Origin of the sequence: Rhizobium sp. T1470, from assembly GCF_042140505.1 — a bacterium.
GTDB classification, from domain to species: Bacteria; Pseudomonadota; Alphaproteobacteria; order Rhizobiales; family Rhizobiaceae; genus Rhizobium; species Rhizobium favelukesii.
In genome coordinates this window covers 733599-750851 of sequence record NZ_CP148093.1, presented here as the reverse complement: position 1 = coordinate 750851, position 17253 = coordinate 733599, and the positions used below count along the sequence as shown (strand labels likewise).

Below are 17253 nucleotides of genomic sequence, written 5' to 3'. Positions count from 1 at the left end.
ATCCAGCTCCCGTGTCATCTTTCATAGGGTTGACACCCCATGCACGCCGTTTCGGACGGCGACGCCAGTTATCCTCATCGCTCGTAGAGCACTGAAGCGCGCGGATGTTTCCGGGATGCGATCACATCATGCGCATGTGTTCCGGCAATACCTTTGCGACGATTGCGATCAGATCAGGCGTCGGTCTTACGGAGCTTGCCCAGGTACTTCGCCACAAAGACCCGGACACCACCAGGATTTACGCGAAGCTCGACATCGAGGGCCTGCGCTCCCTCTCGCGGCCGTGGGCGGGAGAGATTCAATGACCGACCTGACGGAAGCCCTCGAACAATACCTGACGCTGCGTCGGTCGCTCGGTTTCAATCTTCAGAGCCAGGAGAGCCGTTTGCGAAACTTTGTGGAATTTGCGCAGGCGCGTGGCGCGCAGCACATTACCTCGAAGCTCGCGGTGGAATGGGCAAATCACCAATGTGGGCCTGCGACATGGTCATCGCGCCTTTCGACGGTGCGATCATTCGCTCGCCACCTGAAGGTTGACGACCCTCGAACCGAGATTCCGCCTTCTGGCATTTTCCCGCCGCAGCGCCGGCCACGACCCTTCATCTATTCGGACGAGCAGATCGCCGATCTTCTTGCGACAATGCTCGTGCTGCATCCAGCGAGCTTTCGAGGGCTGACCTACCACCATTTCTTCGGTTTGCTCGCGTCCACAGGTCTGCGGTTTTCAGAGGCGGCACGACTACTTCGCGAGGACGCCGATGTGGAAGCAGGGATGCTGACGATCCGAGAGACGAAGTTCGGCAAGAGCCGCCTCGTCCCTTTGCATCCAAGCACGACGGACGCTCTCAGACGATATTCGGCGGACCGCGATGTTTGCCCGATAAGGCGCGGCAGCAGATTCTTCTTCACGGGAGACCGCGGACGTGGCTTGAACGACACAAGCCCACACTACTCTTTCATCCTGTGGACACGCCAAGCCGGATTGCGGGAGCCGACGGAAGCCGAAGGCCCAAGGATACACGACCTCCGGCATTCCTTTGCGGTGCGCACCCTGCTTTCCTGGTGCCGAGGTGGCGACGATATCGAGCGGCGACTACCGAACTCTCGACCTATTTGGGCCACACGCATGTCCGGGATACCTACTGGTATCTCACGGCGCATCCCGATCTGCTGAACCAAGCGAAGCTTTGTCTCGATGCACGGTGGGAGGCGGCCGAATGTTCACGCGCGAAACGAACCTATAGCAGGCGCAATTGCCAATCAACGGATGAACCTCGTCTATGAGAAGACGCGGACTCTTTTGCCGCGCGGGCCGGAGCTGGCACAGCAGTTTTCATTTGTTTGCTGTGCAGTAGATATACATTTTCGCGGATATACGGCATAAGAGTTATATTTGCTGCGCAGGGAATATCTATGGAAGAGTCCATAGCTTTCGATATGTTGAATGAGTTGACGGCCAGCCTCACGGAGGCAGGCGGGAAAATCACGTCCGAGCCCTTGTTTGAGCCCCAGATGGGAAACTCTCACGCAGATTTCCTTATCGATGCGCGATTTTCCGACGCACCTTTCCAGCTTGTTGTCGAAGCCAAGAGATCAGCTTTTCCAAGGGACGTCAGGGAAGCAATCTGGCAGCTAAAAAGATACATTGCCGCCATGCCACCAGGCAATTCCCGAGTTCTCCCCCTATTGATGGCCGATACCATTTCCCCAGGTGCACGTGCACTCCTGCGCGAGGAGAAGGTCGGTTATTTCGATCGTAGCGGCAGTCTCTATCTTTCGGCCGACAATCTTTTTGTTCTCGTCGAAAAGCCAGCCTCGAAGCAGCAGGCTCGATCGCTCAACAATCTGTTCGTTGGAAGTCGCGCACAGGCCCTCCATGCCGTCTGGACATTTAAGGACCAATGGTTCGGTGTGCATGAACTGGCCGAGCGGGCATCCGTATCTCCGACAACTGCATCCCAGGTTCTTATCGAACTAGAGCGCCGCGAATGGGTGAACTCCAAGGGTGCCGGTCCATCGAAGGAAAGGATACTCTCCAATCCCCGCGCGCTGCTTGACGAGTGGTCTTCCTATGTCGCTTCGATCAAGCCAAAGCCGCTCCGCTCGTACTATATGCGGATGACCAATATCGATGAGGTGATCCATGAGATTGACCGCATCTGCGATGAGACGGGAGTTCGCTACGAAATTTCCGGGCTCATGGCCGGCCAGATCCATGCACCGCACCTCTCGAAAATATCCCAAATCCATTGCCGCATCGATCACGGCGGCGAAAGCCTTCTTGGAAAACTGGGAGCAAAGGCTGTCAAAGAGGGCTGGAATCTGGGAGTTATAGACTCTAATCCACGCCACGACTTTCTGTTTCGCCAACGGGTCGGTCATGTCTGGGTCACAGATCCACTTCAAACTTACCTCGACCTCCTGCAGCTTGACAGCGGTCGCTCAAAGGAACTGGCCGACCATCTTCGGCTGACAAAACTCGCGGTACCCGAATGACAAAGCCCCAGATACTGACTGAATATAGTGCCGATGTTACCCGCGACTGCGAGCGCGTCCTGGTTACGCTGTTCAGCGAGCTCGGCCCCTGGCGTGATTCCGTCTTTCTGGTCGGTGGGCTGGCCCCGCGCTACATTGTCACCAAGCGATCGCCTGATGTCCCGCCTCATGCAGGAACCGGCGATATCGATGTCGTCGTCGATCTGTCGATCTGTCGATCCTCGCCGATACAGAGGCATACCGGACGCTCGAGCAGAACCTCAAAAAAATGTGTTTCGAGCGTGCGCAAAATGACAAGGGCAACAAGGTCAATTGGCGTTGGCAGACCATGACCGAGCACGGCATTCTCGTCATTCTGGAGTTCTTGGCAGACGATCCGAAGCTCCGGGGTGGCGCATTGCAGGAACTGCCGACGGAAGGAAATGTTTCTGCGGTGAATATTCCTCACGCGTCGCTCGTGTTCGGGCACCACGATCGGGTGGAAGTCACCGCTGATCTGTTGGGTGAAAAAGGCCGCTCGACAGAATCCATCCCCTACGCCGATATCGTGGCATTCACATGCCTCAAGGCGTTTGCCTTTGATCACCGGCGTGAGCGCAAAGATGCGCACGATCTCGTCTACTGCCTCGAACACGGAGAAGGCGGGCTCGGCGGTGCAATCGCCAAATTCCAAGAGGCTCTGAAAGGCAACGATCGGGAGGTCATCGAACGTGCCCTGACGCTATTGCTCACCCGATTTTGTGATCCGGAGCCAGACGAAGGTTACCTGCGCGAAGGCAACGTTGCCGTGGCGCAGTTCGAAATTGAAGGTGCTGCAGACGACACGGAAATCAGAGAAGCCCGGATTTTGCGCCAGCGTGCCGTCAATGACCTCATGCTCGAATTTTTAAGCGCCCTTGGTATTGCGTTCAAGTGATGCTCGGAGCGCGGGATCTCGTTATCTGAGCCTGGTTGAAGGCGGCGCACTGTGACTCCGCCGAGCGCTGTAATCGTGCTTCAGCATTCCAGCAAGCGATTGCTCGGAAGCCGTCGCGCCTCGCTGATCGCAGTGTACCCCAGACAGTTTGAACCTGCTCGTCAACGCGAACGTATTCTAGGAGCGCTTCATGCGTCTGCTCTGCAGCCAGCCCTGGAATAATGAAACATACGGTCAAGCCGAGCATTACCAATGTAATCGGCCACGTTCTATAAAGAGCCTCTACGACTTCCAGATAGGGCTTTGCTGCCGCCTCAAGATATCGACGCCATATCACGACGCGGACAAGGATGGCTTTGGACCAGGACTTTGATTTTGAGGCCGATGACATGACTCAGAAGACCCCCGTTTGGCCCGTCAGCCGCAGGCCGACCACTTAAGTTAACCTCGAAAGTAGTATGGTGCGAAGTTTCGTGCCATAGCTCGCGCCGCTATGCAGCTCATTCAAATGTTCTGCCGTATTGGTGTCACAGCAGCAAGGCTAGTCCGATCCTGCCCGTACAGTTTCGGCGGCTAGCGAACCTTTCGGAAGCGCCCGCAGCAATTCCGCTTCCGGCTTCGCTAGGTCAAGCCATGCAAGCCACTCTTGCGGTTGAAGCACGACGATTTGGCGATCGTGGTACGGCTTTACATCGGGACCCGGCGCCGTTGTCAGCATCGTGAAGGCAGGCGGTTGGTTCCCGTGACCGTCTCTCCAAATTCCTGCGATGGCCATGAAAGGAGCGTCGTTCAGCGTGAACCTGTTTTTCGCCTTGGGGTATTTCTTTTCGCTGAACTCAAAAAACGCACTCGCTGGAATGAGACAGCGGTGGCTATCGCTAAAATGTCTTCCTTCCGATCGAAAGTTGAAAACCGGGCCAGCCTTGCGGGTCGGTGGAAACCCGAACTTCATCGGCGCCAGCTCTACGATGTTGTCGCCAGCAGCTCGCATGCTCGCATCACCGGTGCCGTGTCGCCGATCTTGATATTATCAGCCTGCGGCATATCCAGTTCGGTCTGACGTGTGGGGATGCCGAGCGCGAGGTCCTGCATCATCTTGCAGTATTCGGCGTAGCGAATGTGTTGCTCATAATCGTTGCACATGGGAGAGGACCTAGGTTTCCTGAATGCCCTTTTCGAGGTTGGCGTCGCCCTTTTGGCTACGCTGAAGCCTTGGGGTTAAGTCTTCATCCTTCGGACTGTCATCCCTGACGCGTTCGTCAATCAGGTCTGTCTTGCAACATGCAGCGTAGCTCCAAGGTTCCCATCTCAGCAAGCCCGAGGGGGCTCCATCCCTTGGCCGTGTAGGGAGGCGGCAGGTCGCTTGATCAGCGAAGCGGCGGCGCGATTCAGATCGAGCGTGTGGGCGCTCCACCCAATGGCGTTTCCGACCTCGCTCTCTTGTCTGGCATCCCTAATCCAGTCCCGTCCTTGGACGGTCAACCCGCGAGGGGGAAGTCCTCAGTAATCGGAGGAAGGCGAAGGCGACGATCAAGGAACCTGTCTCCTTTTTGGGCATCATCTACCTACGTCGTTAGACAAGGTCGGCTGGGAGCTAAGCCCTAAACGCCTGCAATGATATTTCGGCCGTTTTGCGATTTCGGACTATCCAATGCCCAAGGGACATGAAGCGGAACAAATAGCTTCCAACACCTGAGGGTGTGACAAGCAATATTCGTTTCGGCGGCTTATCGCTATTCGGCAAAGCCAAGGTTTCTTTCGGGCGAATAGACGACCATTTTTTCTCGTGATCGCTTGGGGTGGTGATCGAACCCCCGTTCTTTCAGTGCGTGAGAGGAAGGAACGCGATGTGACAGAGACCCCAGCGATCATTCCGGCAGGCCATACCCGAGTACGCATGCCAACCGGCGTCTGCCACGCCGGCGCAGATGTATTTCGTCCAGTCGCCGCGATTTCAGGATCAGAATTCCACGATTAAAAGAAATATTAGCATCCCGTCGTTATCATTAGTACATAAATCCATAGACTGTGGCGACAAATTAGGTGTTGCCGAAATGAAAATTCTAGGTTTATCGGGGAATGTCAAACAACCGTCTCGAACTGCTTCTCTTGTGGAAGCGATCGTGTCGATAGCCACATCAAAGCTGGGTCTCGACGGGCGAACCATAGAGTTGGTTGACGCTGCCCGCGACGGGAATATCCGCAATCTTGACCCGATATGCCGAAGCCTTGATGATCCTGAAAATCTTCGGCGGGCTCTATCTTCTCTATCTGGCGTTTAGGGCAGCCAGAACCGCTTTCATCGCGGGCGAAAAACCGGCCGAGGCATCGGGGACGGACGCCGCCGAGACGGCTTCCTCTCTATACCGACGCGGGCCTCCTCATGCATCTGACCAATCCAAAATCAATTCTCGCCTGGATCGCTCTGGTGACGCTGGGACTTGGCCCGGGTGCCTCCTCATACACCGTGGCAGCGCTCCTCGGCGGATGCGCTATCCTAAGCGTGACAATCTTCTGCGATTACGCGATCGTCTTTCCAACAGCTCCGATGGTGCGCTTCTATCGGATATCCCGCCGCTGGATCGAAGGGACGCTTGCGATCTTCTTTGGCGCACCCGGTGTCCGTCTCCTGTTTTCCCGCACATAACCGGGGCAGAATGTTCGCTATACCATCTGAGCGTAGCGGAGTTTGGATCCAGTCAAGAGCTAGCCATAAGGACCCGCGGCTATCGGGCGCCAACCGCCTCGACGCGGTGGTGATCGCCCGCTACACCGCCGACTCGCCGACGCTGGAGATGCGCATCGATCCGCTGCGCGAAACGCTCAGACGACAGCATAGGAAGATCTGTTCCTCCGGCGGCACATCGACAGCCGCATAGGTGTAGGAGATCTCCTCCACTATTTGGAAGCCAGCCTTTCCGATGACCGCCCGCAGATCCTCGCGCAGGTAACCCGAGACTCGGATATTGTTTCCGAGGAACGGGATTGAGAAATCGTCGACATCGGCCTCCACCATGGACAGGGCGAACAGGCCACCAGGGACCAGCAGATTGCGAATCGTCAGAAGTGCGAGGGGGATCTCCGCACGGGGCAGCATTAGCAGCGAGAAGAAGGCCGCGACAGCGTCGAACTGGCCGAGGTCCCGCGGGCCACCTGGTCGCAAGTCGGCAATGTCCAGCTGGTGGAATGTCGCGCCAGGGACATACTCCCGGGCGAGTTTCACTATCCCGCCCGACAGATCGATGCCCACGACCTCGAAACCGGAGGCCACTAAGAAACCGGAGGCCACTAACTGGCGCGCAGTTGGCACTCCGGTACCGCAGCCCAGATCCAGAACCCGAGAACCGGTCGGCAAGGACCTGATCAACCAATCGCCCGCTGAGACTTGACCCTGTTTGTGTGGAAAGGTCTCATCATAGCGAGCGCCAATGGCATCGAAGGCCTCTGCCTGGCCCTCGCGATTAAACCGAAGGGTATCGTAGCCGCCCGCTGTGTTGATTGTTCACGTGGATAAACCTTCCAAAGAACGATCTGGATCGTATTACCGGCAGGCAATAGAGAAATCAAGTTCGGAGCAAAATCCCGATCCCTGCGCGACCGGCGCAGGTGGATGCTCGGTCAGGAAGCCCTCGGCTTCCAGGGCCGCTATGCTTCCGATGCGGCGGCGCTGATCGACTGACGGAACACCGGGTCGATAACATCGTCGGCTGCGAGGACCCTGTCACGGTTGTCATCGTCGACCAGGAACCGACCTTGATGTAGCCGGCCCGGTTCTCTGAGAACTTCGTCGATGACGCGGTTCCAAATGACTTTAACTTAGGTTTGGCCAAGAGGCGGCACCGCAGGATCGACACCGCTTGGAAACTATGTCGGCGATGAACGACCGTGACCTTGGAGGCAAGATTCGACGGGTAGAGCGCCTCCTGCACGGCTGTGCTCACGCCGCCGACAACGGCCACTTCACCAACACCGAAAAGTTGCGGGCCAATCGATGTCTTTTCCCTGCAGGCGCCGCGAGCACTGCTTCATTGACGTAGAAATGGAAAGTAGAAAGCCTTTGGGTTGGGTTCCGCTCAAGGCGACCATCCGTAGTTCCTGATGGCTGCTCCGCGGGTTCACACGCTGATGCAGGTCCGGGCGGCGGACATGAGCGGCGAACTTCGCATACGGCTATGGGCACAATTGCGACCAAACCGGACCCAATCGTGCCTCTATTATTCAAGCCAAAGCGACCGCTTTTTCACGCAGCCTGCCTCCAGAAAAGTTACCGATCTTTAATTCGGCTGGCGGTTATCTGCGGGATCTGACGACCAAGGCGCGGCGCGGCGATTTCTCCGTCGGACCGATGCTGACGGCTCTGGCGCGGACTCCTGCATTTGGAGCAAAGCGAGCATCGTGAGGCTGATCGCGGGGCGACGTGCGTGCATTCGGCCAGATTGTAAATAACCCTGCAGCTCTGGCGCATATGCTGTCGAGGCTTTCGCAGCCGGGGCGGACACTGAAGTTCTGCTACGAAGCAGGACCCTGCGGCTACGGCATTCAGCGGCAGCTGTGGCGATTTACCGTCGCCCCAATACGTCGAAACCGGCACCTGGGCACAAGGTCTATCCGTATCTCCTACGCAAGCTGGCGGTCACCAGACATGGGGTAATCGCGGCGCGACCGTCCCAGGCCAGTCTATAAATTACGGATGGCAAGGGTGGTTGCCCCCGATAAGATGGAAATACGGGCTCTCGATTGGTACCGGGCCCAAACACCAAATGGAGGCAACCATGGACCAATATATAGGGCTCGACGTTTCGTTGAAAGATACCGCCATCTCGATCCGAGAAGACGGGAAGCGGATATGGCGCGGGAAGTGCCCTTCGGACCCAAAACTTTTGGCGCAGATGATCCGCAAGCACGCGCCAAACGCCAAGCGCGTCGTATTCGAGACGGGGCCGCTGTCGACGTGGTTCTATCATGCGCTGACGGCCGAAGGGGTTCCGGCAATCTGCATTGAAGCGCGGCAAGCGCAAAAGGTCTTGAACGAGACGCTCAACAAGACCGATGCCAATGATGCGGATGGCTTGGCGCAACTGGCCGAAGCCGGCTTCTACAAGGCGGTCCGGGTAAAAGCGTTCGACAGCATGCTGACGCGCACGCTGGTGACGGCCCGCAATCAGCTTTTGAGCATCTCAACCCAGCTCAGCAATCAGATCCGCGGCCTGATGAAGACGTTCGGTCTGATCGTCCCCAAAGGAACAGGTCGGGTGTTTGATAGCAATGTAATACCAACGAGCGCTAATCAAAACCGGTGCGCCCAGTCACGCATTCCAATCGACATGATCTTCCACGGCTGAGCGACCAGCTTGTTCCATGCGTCGCAGCAATGGGCGACGATGTCCTCGTAATCTTTGAAGATCCGGTTGGACAACCGTAAGCGCTCATTTCCATGCGCGTTGACGTGGCCCATTTGACGTGGGTCGCTTTGTGACGGCCCTATCGGATCAGGCAGCGGTAGTTTTGGCGAAGTTGAAGGGCAGCAAATCAGTGATGTCGGAATCTGTTGCGCGCTGCGGCAGTTCGGTAAGCACGTGGCGCAAGTAGGCCAAGGGTTCGATGCCGCAAGCTCGGCAGGTCAGCATTAGGCTGTAGACGACGGCACTGGCCCTCGCTCCGTCCACGGTGTCGCTGAACAGCCAGGATTTTCTGCCAGTGGCAAAAATTCTGATATCGCGCTCGAGTAGGTTGTTGTCGATCGGCATCCTGGCGTCTTCTGTGTAGCGCGTCAGGTAGTCCCACTGATTTAGGGTATAGGACACGGCATCGCCGATCTTGCTGTCGGGCAAGACCTTCGGGGCGATGTCGTTGAGCCATACCTTGAGAGCATTCAGGATGGGGACACTGTGTTGCTGGCGGAAACGGCGAATGCAATCGGCTTGCGTTTCGCCCTTGTCAGGCTTTGCGTTGCGCGCCTGGCTTTCAATCCGGTAGATCTGCTCGAAGAATTTCAGCGCCTGCTCCGGCGGACCGCCGCCTTTCTTTCTTGCCTTGAGGGCATCGACGAAGCGACGCCTGGAATGCGCCATGCATCCCAGATGGGTGGCCCCTGCCAGCGTGCGCCAGGCGGAATAGCCATCGCTCATCAGGATGCCGTGGTAATCGCCGAGGAAGGCCTGCGGATAAATCTGGCCGCGGCCGGGTTGATAATCGAGCAGCACGATCGGCTCGTCGCTGTCCTCTCCACTCCGATACGCCCACATGAATGATGTGCTGGTGGCCTCCCTGTCCTTTTCCTTCAGCACCTGGACCGTCGTCTCGTCGCCATGGATGATGGCTTGAGACCTGAGCCGCGATTTCAGCGCGTCATAGATGCGGGAGAGATGCCTCTCGCTCGAGCCGATCACCCAATGGCCCAGAGCACCGCGGCTGACGGGAACGCCGGCGCGCTCGAAGGCCTGGGCCAGGCGGTAGAGCGGCGTGCCATCGACATATTTGTGAACAAGAGCAAATGCCAGCGTCGAGGCCGTGGCGATGCTGCCCGGCAAGGGCTGCGCGGGCATTGGCGCAAGGACAACAGGCGTGTTGATCCCGGTGCGATCGCAATGGCGGCAGGCATACTTGAGCCGCACATTCTGCAGGACCTTGGCCTTCACCTCGATGTGGAGCTGCTCGGTGACGGCCTCGCCCATGCGATGCATCTGGTGACGGCAGCAAGGACAGGCCTTCTGGTCGTCGGCAAGGTCATATTCGACGCGCTCGCGCGGCAGATGTTCCGGCAGGGGCTTGCGGCCACGTTTCTTGCCCTCTGGCTTCTCGATCGCCGCAAAGCCCGTGTCCGGCAGGTCGACGACCTCCCCATTGTCTCCGCCGGCGTCGTCTTCATCGGCAACCTGCTCGGCTTCATCGAAGAGGCGGTCCACGTGCTTTTCGCTTTTCGGCGCAAAACGATGAAGCCGCGCCAACACCAGTTCTTCCTCGAGCTTGACCACGCGTTCCGTGAGCTGACGGTTCTCCGCCTGCAGCGCCGCAATGCGCGCCATCAACTCCTCAACAGTGGGTTCGCCGGGTCGGATCATCAGATTCTTGAATCTGAACCGTTTCGCCCCGTCAACCGCAGACGTCGAGAACTGTCAGCCGGCGATCTGGTATTGCCGAACCGGATGGCGGACCATCGCGTCGATATCAATGCCGTCGAGAATCCAGTGTAATTGCTCGGTCGTCAGCGTTACCACCATCATCTCCCGACGTGGCCATCGGAACCGGTCTTCCGACAATCGCTTCAGCACCATCACAAAACCGGACCGATCGAAGAACAGGAGCTTCATCCGGTCACGGCGGCGATTGCAAAAGGCAAAGACCGCAGGCGCAAACGGATCGAGCTCCATCACCTCCTGCACCAGGACCGCAAGGCTGTTGATACCGGCCCGGAAGTCGATCGGCTCGCGGTGCAGGTAAACCTTGATATCAGCGCCCAGTCTGAACATGACCCAGAGCTCCGATGATCGCCGTCAACGCATCCACATCACCGCATTCCAGCGAAAGCTTCACGCCGTTCGGCAGCAACGCGCTGATTTTGGAAAAACCTGACAGATGGGCCGTCTTCTCCAGTGATGCCGGTTGTTCTTCACCATACGCGACCGGTATATCCAGCGAGCGCATCCCGACAGGCAGGCTGCCGTCTGCTGCGACGACCGGGATAAACGGCGAGCTTGCAGATACCGCCGACAAGCCAGCCTCCCTGGCCTCCTTGACCCACTTGCGTAGAAGGTTGGCATTGACCCCATGGCCAAGCGCAAGGCCTGATATAGAAACACCAGGCTGGAGGCAAGCCGTAACAAGCCGCGCCTTTGATCCTGGATCATAGCGCCGCCGACCATCACGCCCCACCAACCGCACACGCAGCTTCTGCTCTTCGTCATTCATATTTGGTGTCCACCTATTTCAAGTGGACACTTCATGCGGCAGAGAACTCAACGCGAAAAGGCGCATGGAAATGAGCGCTTACGGACAACCAGTTGTCACGCAGAAATTGCCACACGTTCTCGACGGGATTTAATTCGGGCGAGCGTGGCGGCAGGAAGAGCAGTGTGATGTTGTCGGGCACATCGAGCTTCGGCGTGACATGCCACCCCGCCTGATCAACGATCAGCACGGCATGAGCGCCGTCATCGACGGCCTGGCTGATTTCGATCAAATGCTGGTTCATGGCGCTGGTGTCGCAGTAGGGAAGAACGAGACCCGCACCTTTGCCCTTCTTGGGGCAGATAGCGCCGAAGATATAGGTCCACATCGTGCGTTGATCGTGTGGTGCCGAAGGCCTTGTTCCCCTGCGTGCCCATCGCCGGGTGATCTTGTTCTTTTGGCCTATCCGAGCTTCGTCGGCCCACCAGAGCTCAATCTCGACGTTCTTCGGGAGCCTGCCTTTGATGGCTGCCAGTGTGGCGGGGAACTTTTTTTAAAACTCTCCAGGTCGCCTTCGTTCTGGGCGTAATGGCGCGGGCGGGCAGACAGCTTTGCAAAGCCGAGCGCCTTCAATTCGCGGCCAATGGTCGTTTCATCGACGGATATCCGATATTCTTGGAACAGCCATTGAGCAAGATCCTTGCGCCGCCAGCGCACAACGCCATGCACCGCCGGTATCGGGCCACTTTCGACGATCTTTGCCAAAGCCTGGCGATGCACGTCGGAAAGCTTTCCTTGATTGCCGGGTGCTTTGCCATTGATGAGCCCCGACGGGCCACGCGCATTGAAGCGAATAACCCAGTCGCGGACAATTTGCAGGGTCACGCCTCCGATCCTGGCCGCATCGCTGCGGGAATGGCCATCATAGATTTCGGCAAGGGCAAGAAGCCGCCGAGCCTGTGCCGCATCCTTCGTGCCTTTGGCCAACGCCCGAAGAGCGAAGCCGTCGAAGTCATCGCGCAGTGGAATTCCTGGTGTCATCCGCAAACCTCCGTTTGCGGTATTGATTCAGAACTCAACTGATTTGGAAACCTCAAAAAGAGTCAGAGATCGCTCACGCTGGTATAAGAGAGTTTTTGGATGGGAATGACGGCCTGGCATGGATCATATTGCCTCTGCTTGAGGCGTGGCGCGACATACGCAAGCGCGCGGCCGATCTTGATCGCCAGTTGCTCGTAGCGGCGCGGAAAAGCCAGGCGACGAAGCTGCGGATCGTTGCGGTCGGCCAGGTGGGCCGGTGAAAACGGCTTCAATCTGCTGATCGGCAACGTGACGACAGGCGAACAGACCGATGACTTCTTTGTCGCACAACTGCGTCAGCTTGAGACCTACAAGCTTGCAGGTGGTGGACGAGGTCGCGTGGCGCTTGGCGGTGTGATCGTTCCGCTCGACAGTGCCGATCCGGGCACGCGCCGGCGCTACCTGGACTAGGCGGCGGGACGCGACGAACGCACGCTGGCACCGCAGGGTGAGCGGCGCACGCTCTTTGCCCGTGATGTCGTCGGAACGGCGGACGAAATCCTCGAGCGCCTGTTTGCAGATCCGATCCTGCCGCATGTCAGCGAACTCAGGCTCGAACTTCCGTACGAATTCGAAGACGAGGAATATCGTCAGATCATCCACGACTTCATCACGCTTGTCGCACCCGAACTCGACTGGAATCACGGCGAGAGCCAGGGACAGAGAACAGCGTGAAAGACGTCGCCGATAGTGTTTATGAATAGGAATACCAACGTTGACCAAAGTCGTAGAATACTCCTTTTCCATCGGATCGCCCTGGTCCTACATTTGCTTCGAATGAAGGTCGATACGCGTCGCGTTGATCTATATCAATGCTCGACCCACCCATCAGGGAACATGATCGCCTGTCCCGGTTCTAAGATCCAACGGTACGATATTAGCCGCGGAAGGCGTTCGGCCACCCCGAATGCGAGATTCATGATGATGGTGACCGCCATATCATAGTTGAGCCTGCTTGGAACCGGGGTGATCCCCGCCGGTGGGGCGGGCGAAAGAGATGACACATATGTCACTATTGTGGACCAACCTACAGCATTACCATGCCAGTCGAGACTCCAAATGCGTTATCTAAAGAGAAGGAGGTTGAAATGAGTGATCCCGTAAACGCGTCATTTGACAGCGCATCGCCAGATACCACACCGGTGGATGACTACACTAACCTGCGATTTCGTGGGATCGACCACATCGCTTTGGCCGTCCATAGACTGGAAGACGCTATTCATTTGTTTCAAGGTGTACTTGGGTTTAACCTCAGGCGCCGATTCCAGATAAAGGGCAAAAAGACTGGTATGGTGTGCGCGGACATGGTTCGCGACGGGATGTGCTTTGTACTTTGTCAAGGCACAGAACCAGAGTCGCAGGTGTCCCAACTTGTCGAGAATTTTGGGGTAGGTATAGCCCATGTCGCGCTGGCTGTGGACGATGTGTCGGCGATGGTCGAGACCCTCAAGAAGCGAGGGCTGTCGTTTGACACAGCCGTAATAAACGGACCGGGCCTAACACAGGCGTTCTCTTCGCGATGCCCTAACACTGGCGTGAGCATTGAACTTGTGCATCGGAACGGCGAGGAAGGATTTCTCGACAATAACGTCCAAGAACTTTTTGAACAGTTGGAGCAGTCCGGGAAATATTGAGCGAACTTGGACGGTTCCAGTCCCCAACGTGTAGGCGGCCGCGGAATGCATGACTGTATTGCGGTCACGATCGATCAGATTCAGCCATGTATCCGGCCTGTAATCCGCGGCATCGATGCCACTAGCCATGCGAAGTCCGCCGATGGAGAGGCCGCACGCAAAATGTGCATCGGGCTAGCGGCATGACGGTTGCGGCACTGATCACCAGCAACGGTAGGATGATGCGATGCTCCCTTTGCTGCCCAGGCCAAGCCGACCACGTCCGGCTCCGCTGTGTTGCCGAGCGGCAGACGGGCCAGACGCGAGCTGTCTCGCCGATTTGAACTGTGCAGGCATCTCCCGCCGATGCTACGATCGCCGATCCATAAAAAACCACCGGGAATGGTAGGCGGCTGTATCGATGTGCACAAAAATTTCGGCGGTTGCCGAGGCCATGTGCGAAGCGCCGCCTGGTGGTTTATTCCGGTCGAGAGTTCCAAGCATCAGGCACCGCCATGGTGTCGAAGGTGCCTTATCTGCTGGTGGCGAAAAGGCAGGAGATACTGTCGCTCAGCCACCGGCAGCGTAAGGAGCCTGAACTACGGAAGACGAGCAGGCAAGTCCAGTATATCGGGCCAAATCTGGACCGGTCGATCTTGGACGATGTCAGACACTCGTCACGGCAGTTTGACAGCGACCGTCTTGTTTAAACGCGCTTTCTCTCTTGGCACGGAAATTGCTTGCCCCCTACAATCAGAGTAGGAACAATGTTCGATGATCACACTCGCCAATCGTCAGACGGCTGTTTGTGGAATCGCTCTAGCCTGTGTCGCTGGTTTCGACGGAAGGCTGCTGTCGAGTCCACACTGGCGTGATCCTCACTTTGCCGATGGTTCTGCGTGGGGTCCATGATGGATTATATGCCGCAAACGTCAGTAATGAACTTCTTAAATGAGGTCTCGGGTTCGTTTCCGTCGGCGATTTCCCTGGCCTCTGGCAGACCAAGTGATCGGTTCTTCAATAGGCTCGACCCCCAGGCGCTGTTGAATGCGCTCGTCGTGTATGAACGGTATTCAGCAGGCGATCACGGAGGTGGGCAAGTACACTCTCAGTTGTTGCAGTATGGACGAACTGCCGGCATCATCAGCGAGATCGTTGCACAACAGGTTCGATCCGATGAGGGGGTTCCCGCGAGGACCGATCGCGTACTAATCACGTCAGGCTGCCAGGAGGCGCTTGCTGTCTGCCTGCCGGCACTGTGTCCCGAACCTTCGGACGTCCTCCTGGTCTGCAACCCCACCTACGTTGGGACAACCGGTGCAGCTGCCGCTACACGGGTCGCCGTTTCAGCGCTGCGCAACTCAGAACTTGGCATTGCCGAGGCAGTCGAATTCGCAGTGCTGCAGTTGTGCCGGCAAGGTCGGAGGGCTCGCGCTCTATACCTTATTCCCGATTTTGATAATCCGACCGGGCGCGTCCTCGGTACGCCCGCACGACGCGATATCCTTCAAGTGTGCGACAGACATCGGATCATCGTTCTGGAGGACAATCCATATGGGCAATTTCGGTATGAAGGAGACGCGATCCCTCCGATGGCCGCTTTGGACGAGGCCGGTAGTGTTATCTACCTCTCGACATTCTCCAAGACGCTAGCCCCATCTCTCCGCGTGGGAGCTGCGATACTGCCCGAGACGATATTTGGAGACGCGGGAGCTTGCCGGGTACTTTGGGAAGATCTGGTTCAGCGCAAGAGTTTCGTTACCCTCAATACGAGCCAAATTACACAAGCGATCGTGGCAGGGCTGTTGATCGAACAGGGGGTAAGCTTGCGTGATTGGATACGGCCGGCCCTGGATTGGTATCGTACCAATCGCGACGTTATGTTGTGTCAGCTGAACCGTGTGTTTTCGCCTTTCGCGGATCAGATTCGATGGAATCGCCCCTGCGGCGGCTTCTTCCTGACCCTTGATCTTCCTTTCAGATTTGGGGCGGAGAGCGTGGACGAGTGTGCAAGGCGTGACAATGTCATCGTTATGCCCATGAGCTTCTTCGCGTTGGATAACTCCCAAGACTACCGGATTCGATTGGCGTTCAGCGCGGTTACCCCCGAGCAAATCCGAACCAGTGTGACCGGTTTGGGCCGCTATGTGGCGCGGCGGCTTGGGCGGGAATTGCCCAGCTTGGTGGGTGGATAAAGATGGCATATCGGTCTTCTCCGGTGCGCGGCCGTGGCTGCGAACAAGGCGATCAGGACATGAATCCTGCAGCACGGGCAATCTCCTCCAGCATCATTGTTGGCAGTGGTACGCTTGCTATCAGATGCGCTGAACTGGCAATGGCGATGGGCCACGTCATTGGTGCGGCCCTGTGTGACGACGCCATCTTCGCAGAGTGGGCGGCTCGCGCCAATGTCCCGTGCATGGAAAGCGTTGAAGAGCTCTGCTCTTTTTTGGAGGCTGAGCCGGTAGATTGGATTTTCTCCGTTGCCAATCCGTTCATATTGCCACCGGACGTGTTTGGGCGAGCGCGTCGAGGTGCTTTCAATTATCACGACGGTCCTTTGCCACGATATGCGGGAACGCACGCAACGTCGTGGGCGCTGCTGGCGCAAGAGACCGAATATGCCATCACGTGGCATCGGATCGATGATGGTGTTAATACGGGTGACGTCGTGGTTCAGCGCCAAGTGCTGATTGCGCCCACCGATACGGCACTGGCCCTGAACCTCAAATGTTATGAAGCCGCGATCGAGGGTTTTCGCGAGCTCTTAACTGGCCTCGAGAGCGGGAAGCTTGCGGCCGATCCGCAGGCGCTGGTGGACAGAAGCTATTTTCCGAGACGTCGACGCCCAGATGCGGCAGGCTGTCTGCGATGGGATCAATCCGCGCAAAATCTGTCGGCGATGACACGTGCCTTAGACTTTGGGCCATATCATCCCAATCAAATGTGCATGCCCAAGACGCTCATAGGCGATGAGGTTGTCACAATCAGACGCCTGGAGGTGTCCCCCCAGCGCTCGGGCGTTCCGGCAGGTTGCTTGGTTGAAGTCCACCCCAGCCATTGGCGGGTGGCGACGGGTACAGAGGATGTCGATATTTGCTTTGGCGGCCTTGATGGGCAGGTGCTGGACGCGCGAGCCCTCGCCAGGCGCTCCAATCTGGATGAAGGTGATCGCCTTCCGATCTTGAGCGATGAACAGGCGCGGAGCATAACTGTCACTCATGAATTGCTGGCGCCTTCAGAGGAGTTTTGGCGACAGCG

Annotated in this window: 11 protein-coding genes and 9 pseudogenes; 11 read left to right on the top strand and 9 right to left on the bottom strand. The window is 57.3% G+C overall.

Annotation, left to right across the window (positions count from 1 at the left end):
- The first annotated feature begins 128 nt into the window (after positions 1-128).
- From WGT02_RS33440 to WGT02_RS33425, 4 genes and pseudogenes are all read left to right on the top strand, one after another.
- Entirely contained in the window at positions 129-305 is a 177-nt protein-coding gene (locus tag WGT02_RS33440; RefSeq protein WP_339151163.1) for a hypothetical protein, read from the top strand.
- Positions 302-1174 (top strand): tyrosine-type recombinase/integrase, encoded by an 873-nt coding sequence (locus WGT02_RS33435; RefSeq protein ID WP_318246586.1) that lies wholly within the window; start codon positions 302-304, stop codon positions 1172-1174. Before WGT02_RS33440 ends, WGT02_RS33435 begins: the two co-directional genes overlap by 4 nt.
- 167 nt (positions 1175-1341) lie before the next feature.
- The gene (locus WGT02_RS33430; RefSeq protein WP_225040353.1) at positions 1342-2496 is read left to right on the top strand and encodes a hypothetical protein; all 1155 of its coding nucleotides are present in this window, start codon (positions 1342-1344) and stop codon (positions 2494-2496) included.
- Positions 2493-3412: pseudogene (locus WGT02_RS33425) on the top strand (GSU2403 family nucleotidyltransferase fold protein). Before WGT02_RS33430 ends, WGT02_RS33425 begins: the two are co-directional and overlap by 4 nt.
- A gap of 541 nt (positions 3413-3953) precedes the next feature.
- Here WGT02_RS33425 and WGT02_RS33420 read toward each other — a convergent pair.
- Positions 3954-4555, bottom strand: a pseudogene (locus tag WGT02_RS33420) (SOS response-associated peptidase family protein).
- Positions 4556-5584: 1029 nt separating this feature from the next.
- On the opposite strand from WGT02_RS33420, the pseudogene WGT02_RS33415 reads away from it, so the two are divergent.
- Positions 5585-6059 (top strand): annotated as a pseudogene (locus tag WGT02_RS33415) (LysE family translocator); the annotation flags it as partial.
- A 120-nt stretch (positions 6060-6179) separates the two neighbouring features.
- On the opposite strand, the gene WGT02_RS33410 reads toward WGT02_RS33415, so the two are convergent.
- Entirely contained in the window at positions 6180-6911 is a 732-nt protein-coding gene (locus tag WGT02_RS33410) for a methyltransferase domain-containing protein (protein WP_208246451.1), read from the bottom strand.
- 42 nt (positions 6912-6953) lie between these two features.
- A pseudogene (locus WGT02_RS33405) lies at positions 6954-7374 on the bottom strand (NAD-binding protein); the annotation flags it as partial.
- Positions 7375-7625: 251 nt separating this feature from the next.
- Here WGT02_RS33405 and repC point away from each other — a divergent pair.
- Together repC and WGT02_RS33395 are read left to right on the top strand one after the other, a co-directional pair.
- On the top strand, positions 7626-7811 hold the full coding sequence (gene repC / locus WGT02_RS33400; RefSeq protein ID WP_208246447.1) for a replication initiation protein RepC: 186 nt from the start codon (positions 7626-7628) through the stop codon (positions 7809-7811).
- A gap of 373 nt (positions 7812-8184) precedes the next feature.
- Positions 8185-8656 (top strand): annotated as a pseudogene (locus tag WGT02_RS33395) (transposase); the annotation flags it as partial.
- Positions 8657-8699: 43 nt separating this feature from the next.
- Here WGT02_RS33395 and WGT02_RS33390 read toward each other — a convergent pair.
- The 6 genes and pseudogenes from WGT02_RS33390 to WGT02_RS33365 form a co-directional block, all read right to left on the bottom strand.
- A pseudogene (locus WGT02_RS33390) lies at positions 8700-8828 on the bottom strand (IS630 family transposase); the annotation flags it as partial.
- Positions 8829-8901: 73 nt separating this feature from the next.
- On the bottom strand, positions 8902-10473 hold the full coding sequence (locus tag WGT02_RS33385; protein ID WP_208245164.1) for an IS66 family transposase: 1572 nt from the start codon (positions 10471-10473) through the stop codon (positions 8902-8904).
- Positions 10474-10527: 54 nt separating this feature from the next.
- Complete coding sequence (gene tnpB, locus WGT02_RS33380) at positions 10528-10881, bottom strand: IS66 family insertion sequence element accessory protein TnpB (protein ID WP_208245162.1); 354 nt, start codon at positions 10879-10881, stop codon at positions 10528-10530.
- Positions 10862-11320, bottom strand: coding sequence for a transposase (locus tag WGT02_RS33375; RefSeq protein ID WP_208245161.1), 459 nt, complete (start codon positions 11318-11320; stop codon positions 10862-10864). The genes tnpB and WGT02_RS33375 overlap by 20 nt, the downstream gene beginning before the upstream one ends.
- 85 nt (positions 11321-11405) lie before the next feature.
- Positions 11406-12340, bottom strand: a pseudogene (locus tag WGT02_RS33370) (IS630 family transposase); the annotation flags it as partial.
- A gap of 62 nt (positions 12341-12402) precedes the next feature.
- Positions 12403-12612 (bottom strand): hypothetical protein, encoded by a 210-nt coding sequence (locus tag WGT02_RS33365; protein ID WP_318246588.1) that lies wholly within the window; start codon positions 12610-12612, stop codon positions 12403-12405.
- Here WGT02_RS33365 and WGT02_RS33360 point away from each other — a divergent pair.
- The 4 genes and pseudogenes from WGT02_RS33360 to WGT02_RS33345 all read left to right on the top strand — a co-directional run.
- A pseudogene (locus WGT02_RS33360) lies at positions 12569-13054 on the top strand (LLM class flavin-dependent oxidoreductase); the annotation flags it as partial. The gene WGT02_RS33365 and the pseudogene WGT02_RS33360 overlap by 44 nt on opposite strands.
- A 413-nt stretch (positions 13055-13467) precedes the next feature.
- Positions 13468-14013, top strand: coding sequence for a VOC family protein (locus WGT02_RS33355; RefSeq protein ID WP_024319131.1), 546 nt, complete (start codon positions 13468-13470; stop codon positions 14011-14013).
- A gap of 887 nt (positions 14014-14900) precedes the next feature.
- Complete coding sequence (locus WGT02_RS33350) at positions 14901-16187, top strand: PLP-dependent aminotransferase family protein (RefSeq protein WP_037071646.1); 1287 nt, start codon at positions 14901-14903, stop codon at positions 16185-16187.
- Between the two features lie 2 nt (positions 16188-16189).
- Positions 16190-16687, top strand: a pseudogene (locus tag WGT02_RS33345) (formyltransferase family protein); the annotation flags it as partial.
- Positions 16688-17253: the final 566 nt, after the last annotated feature.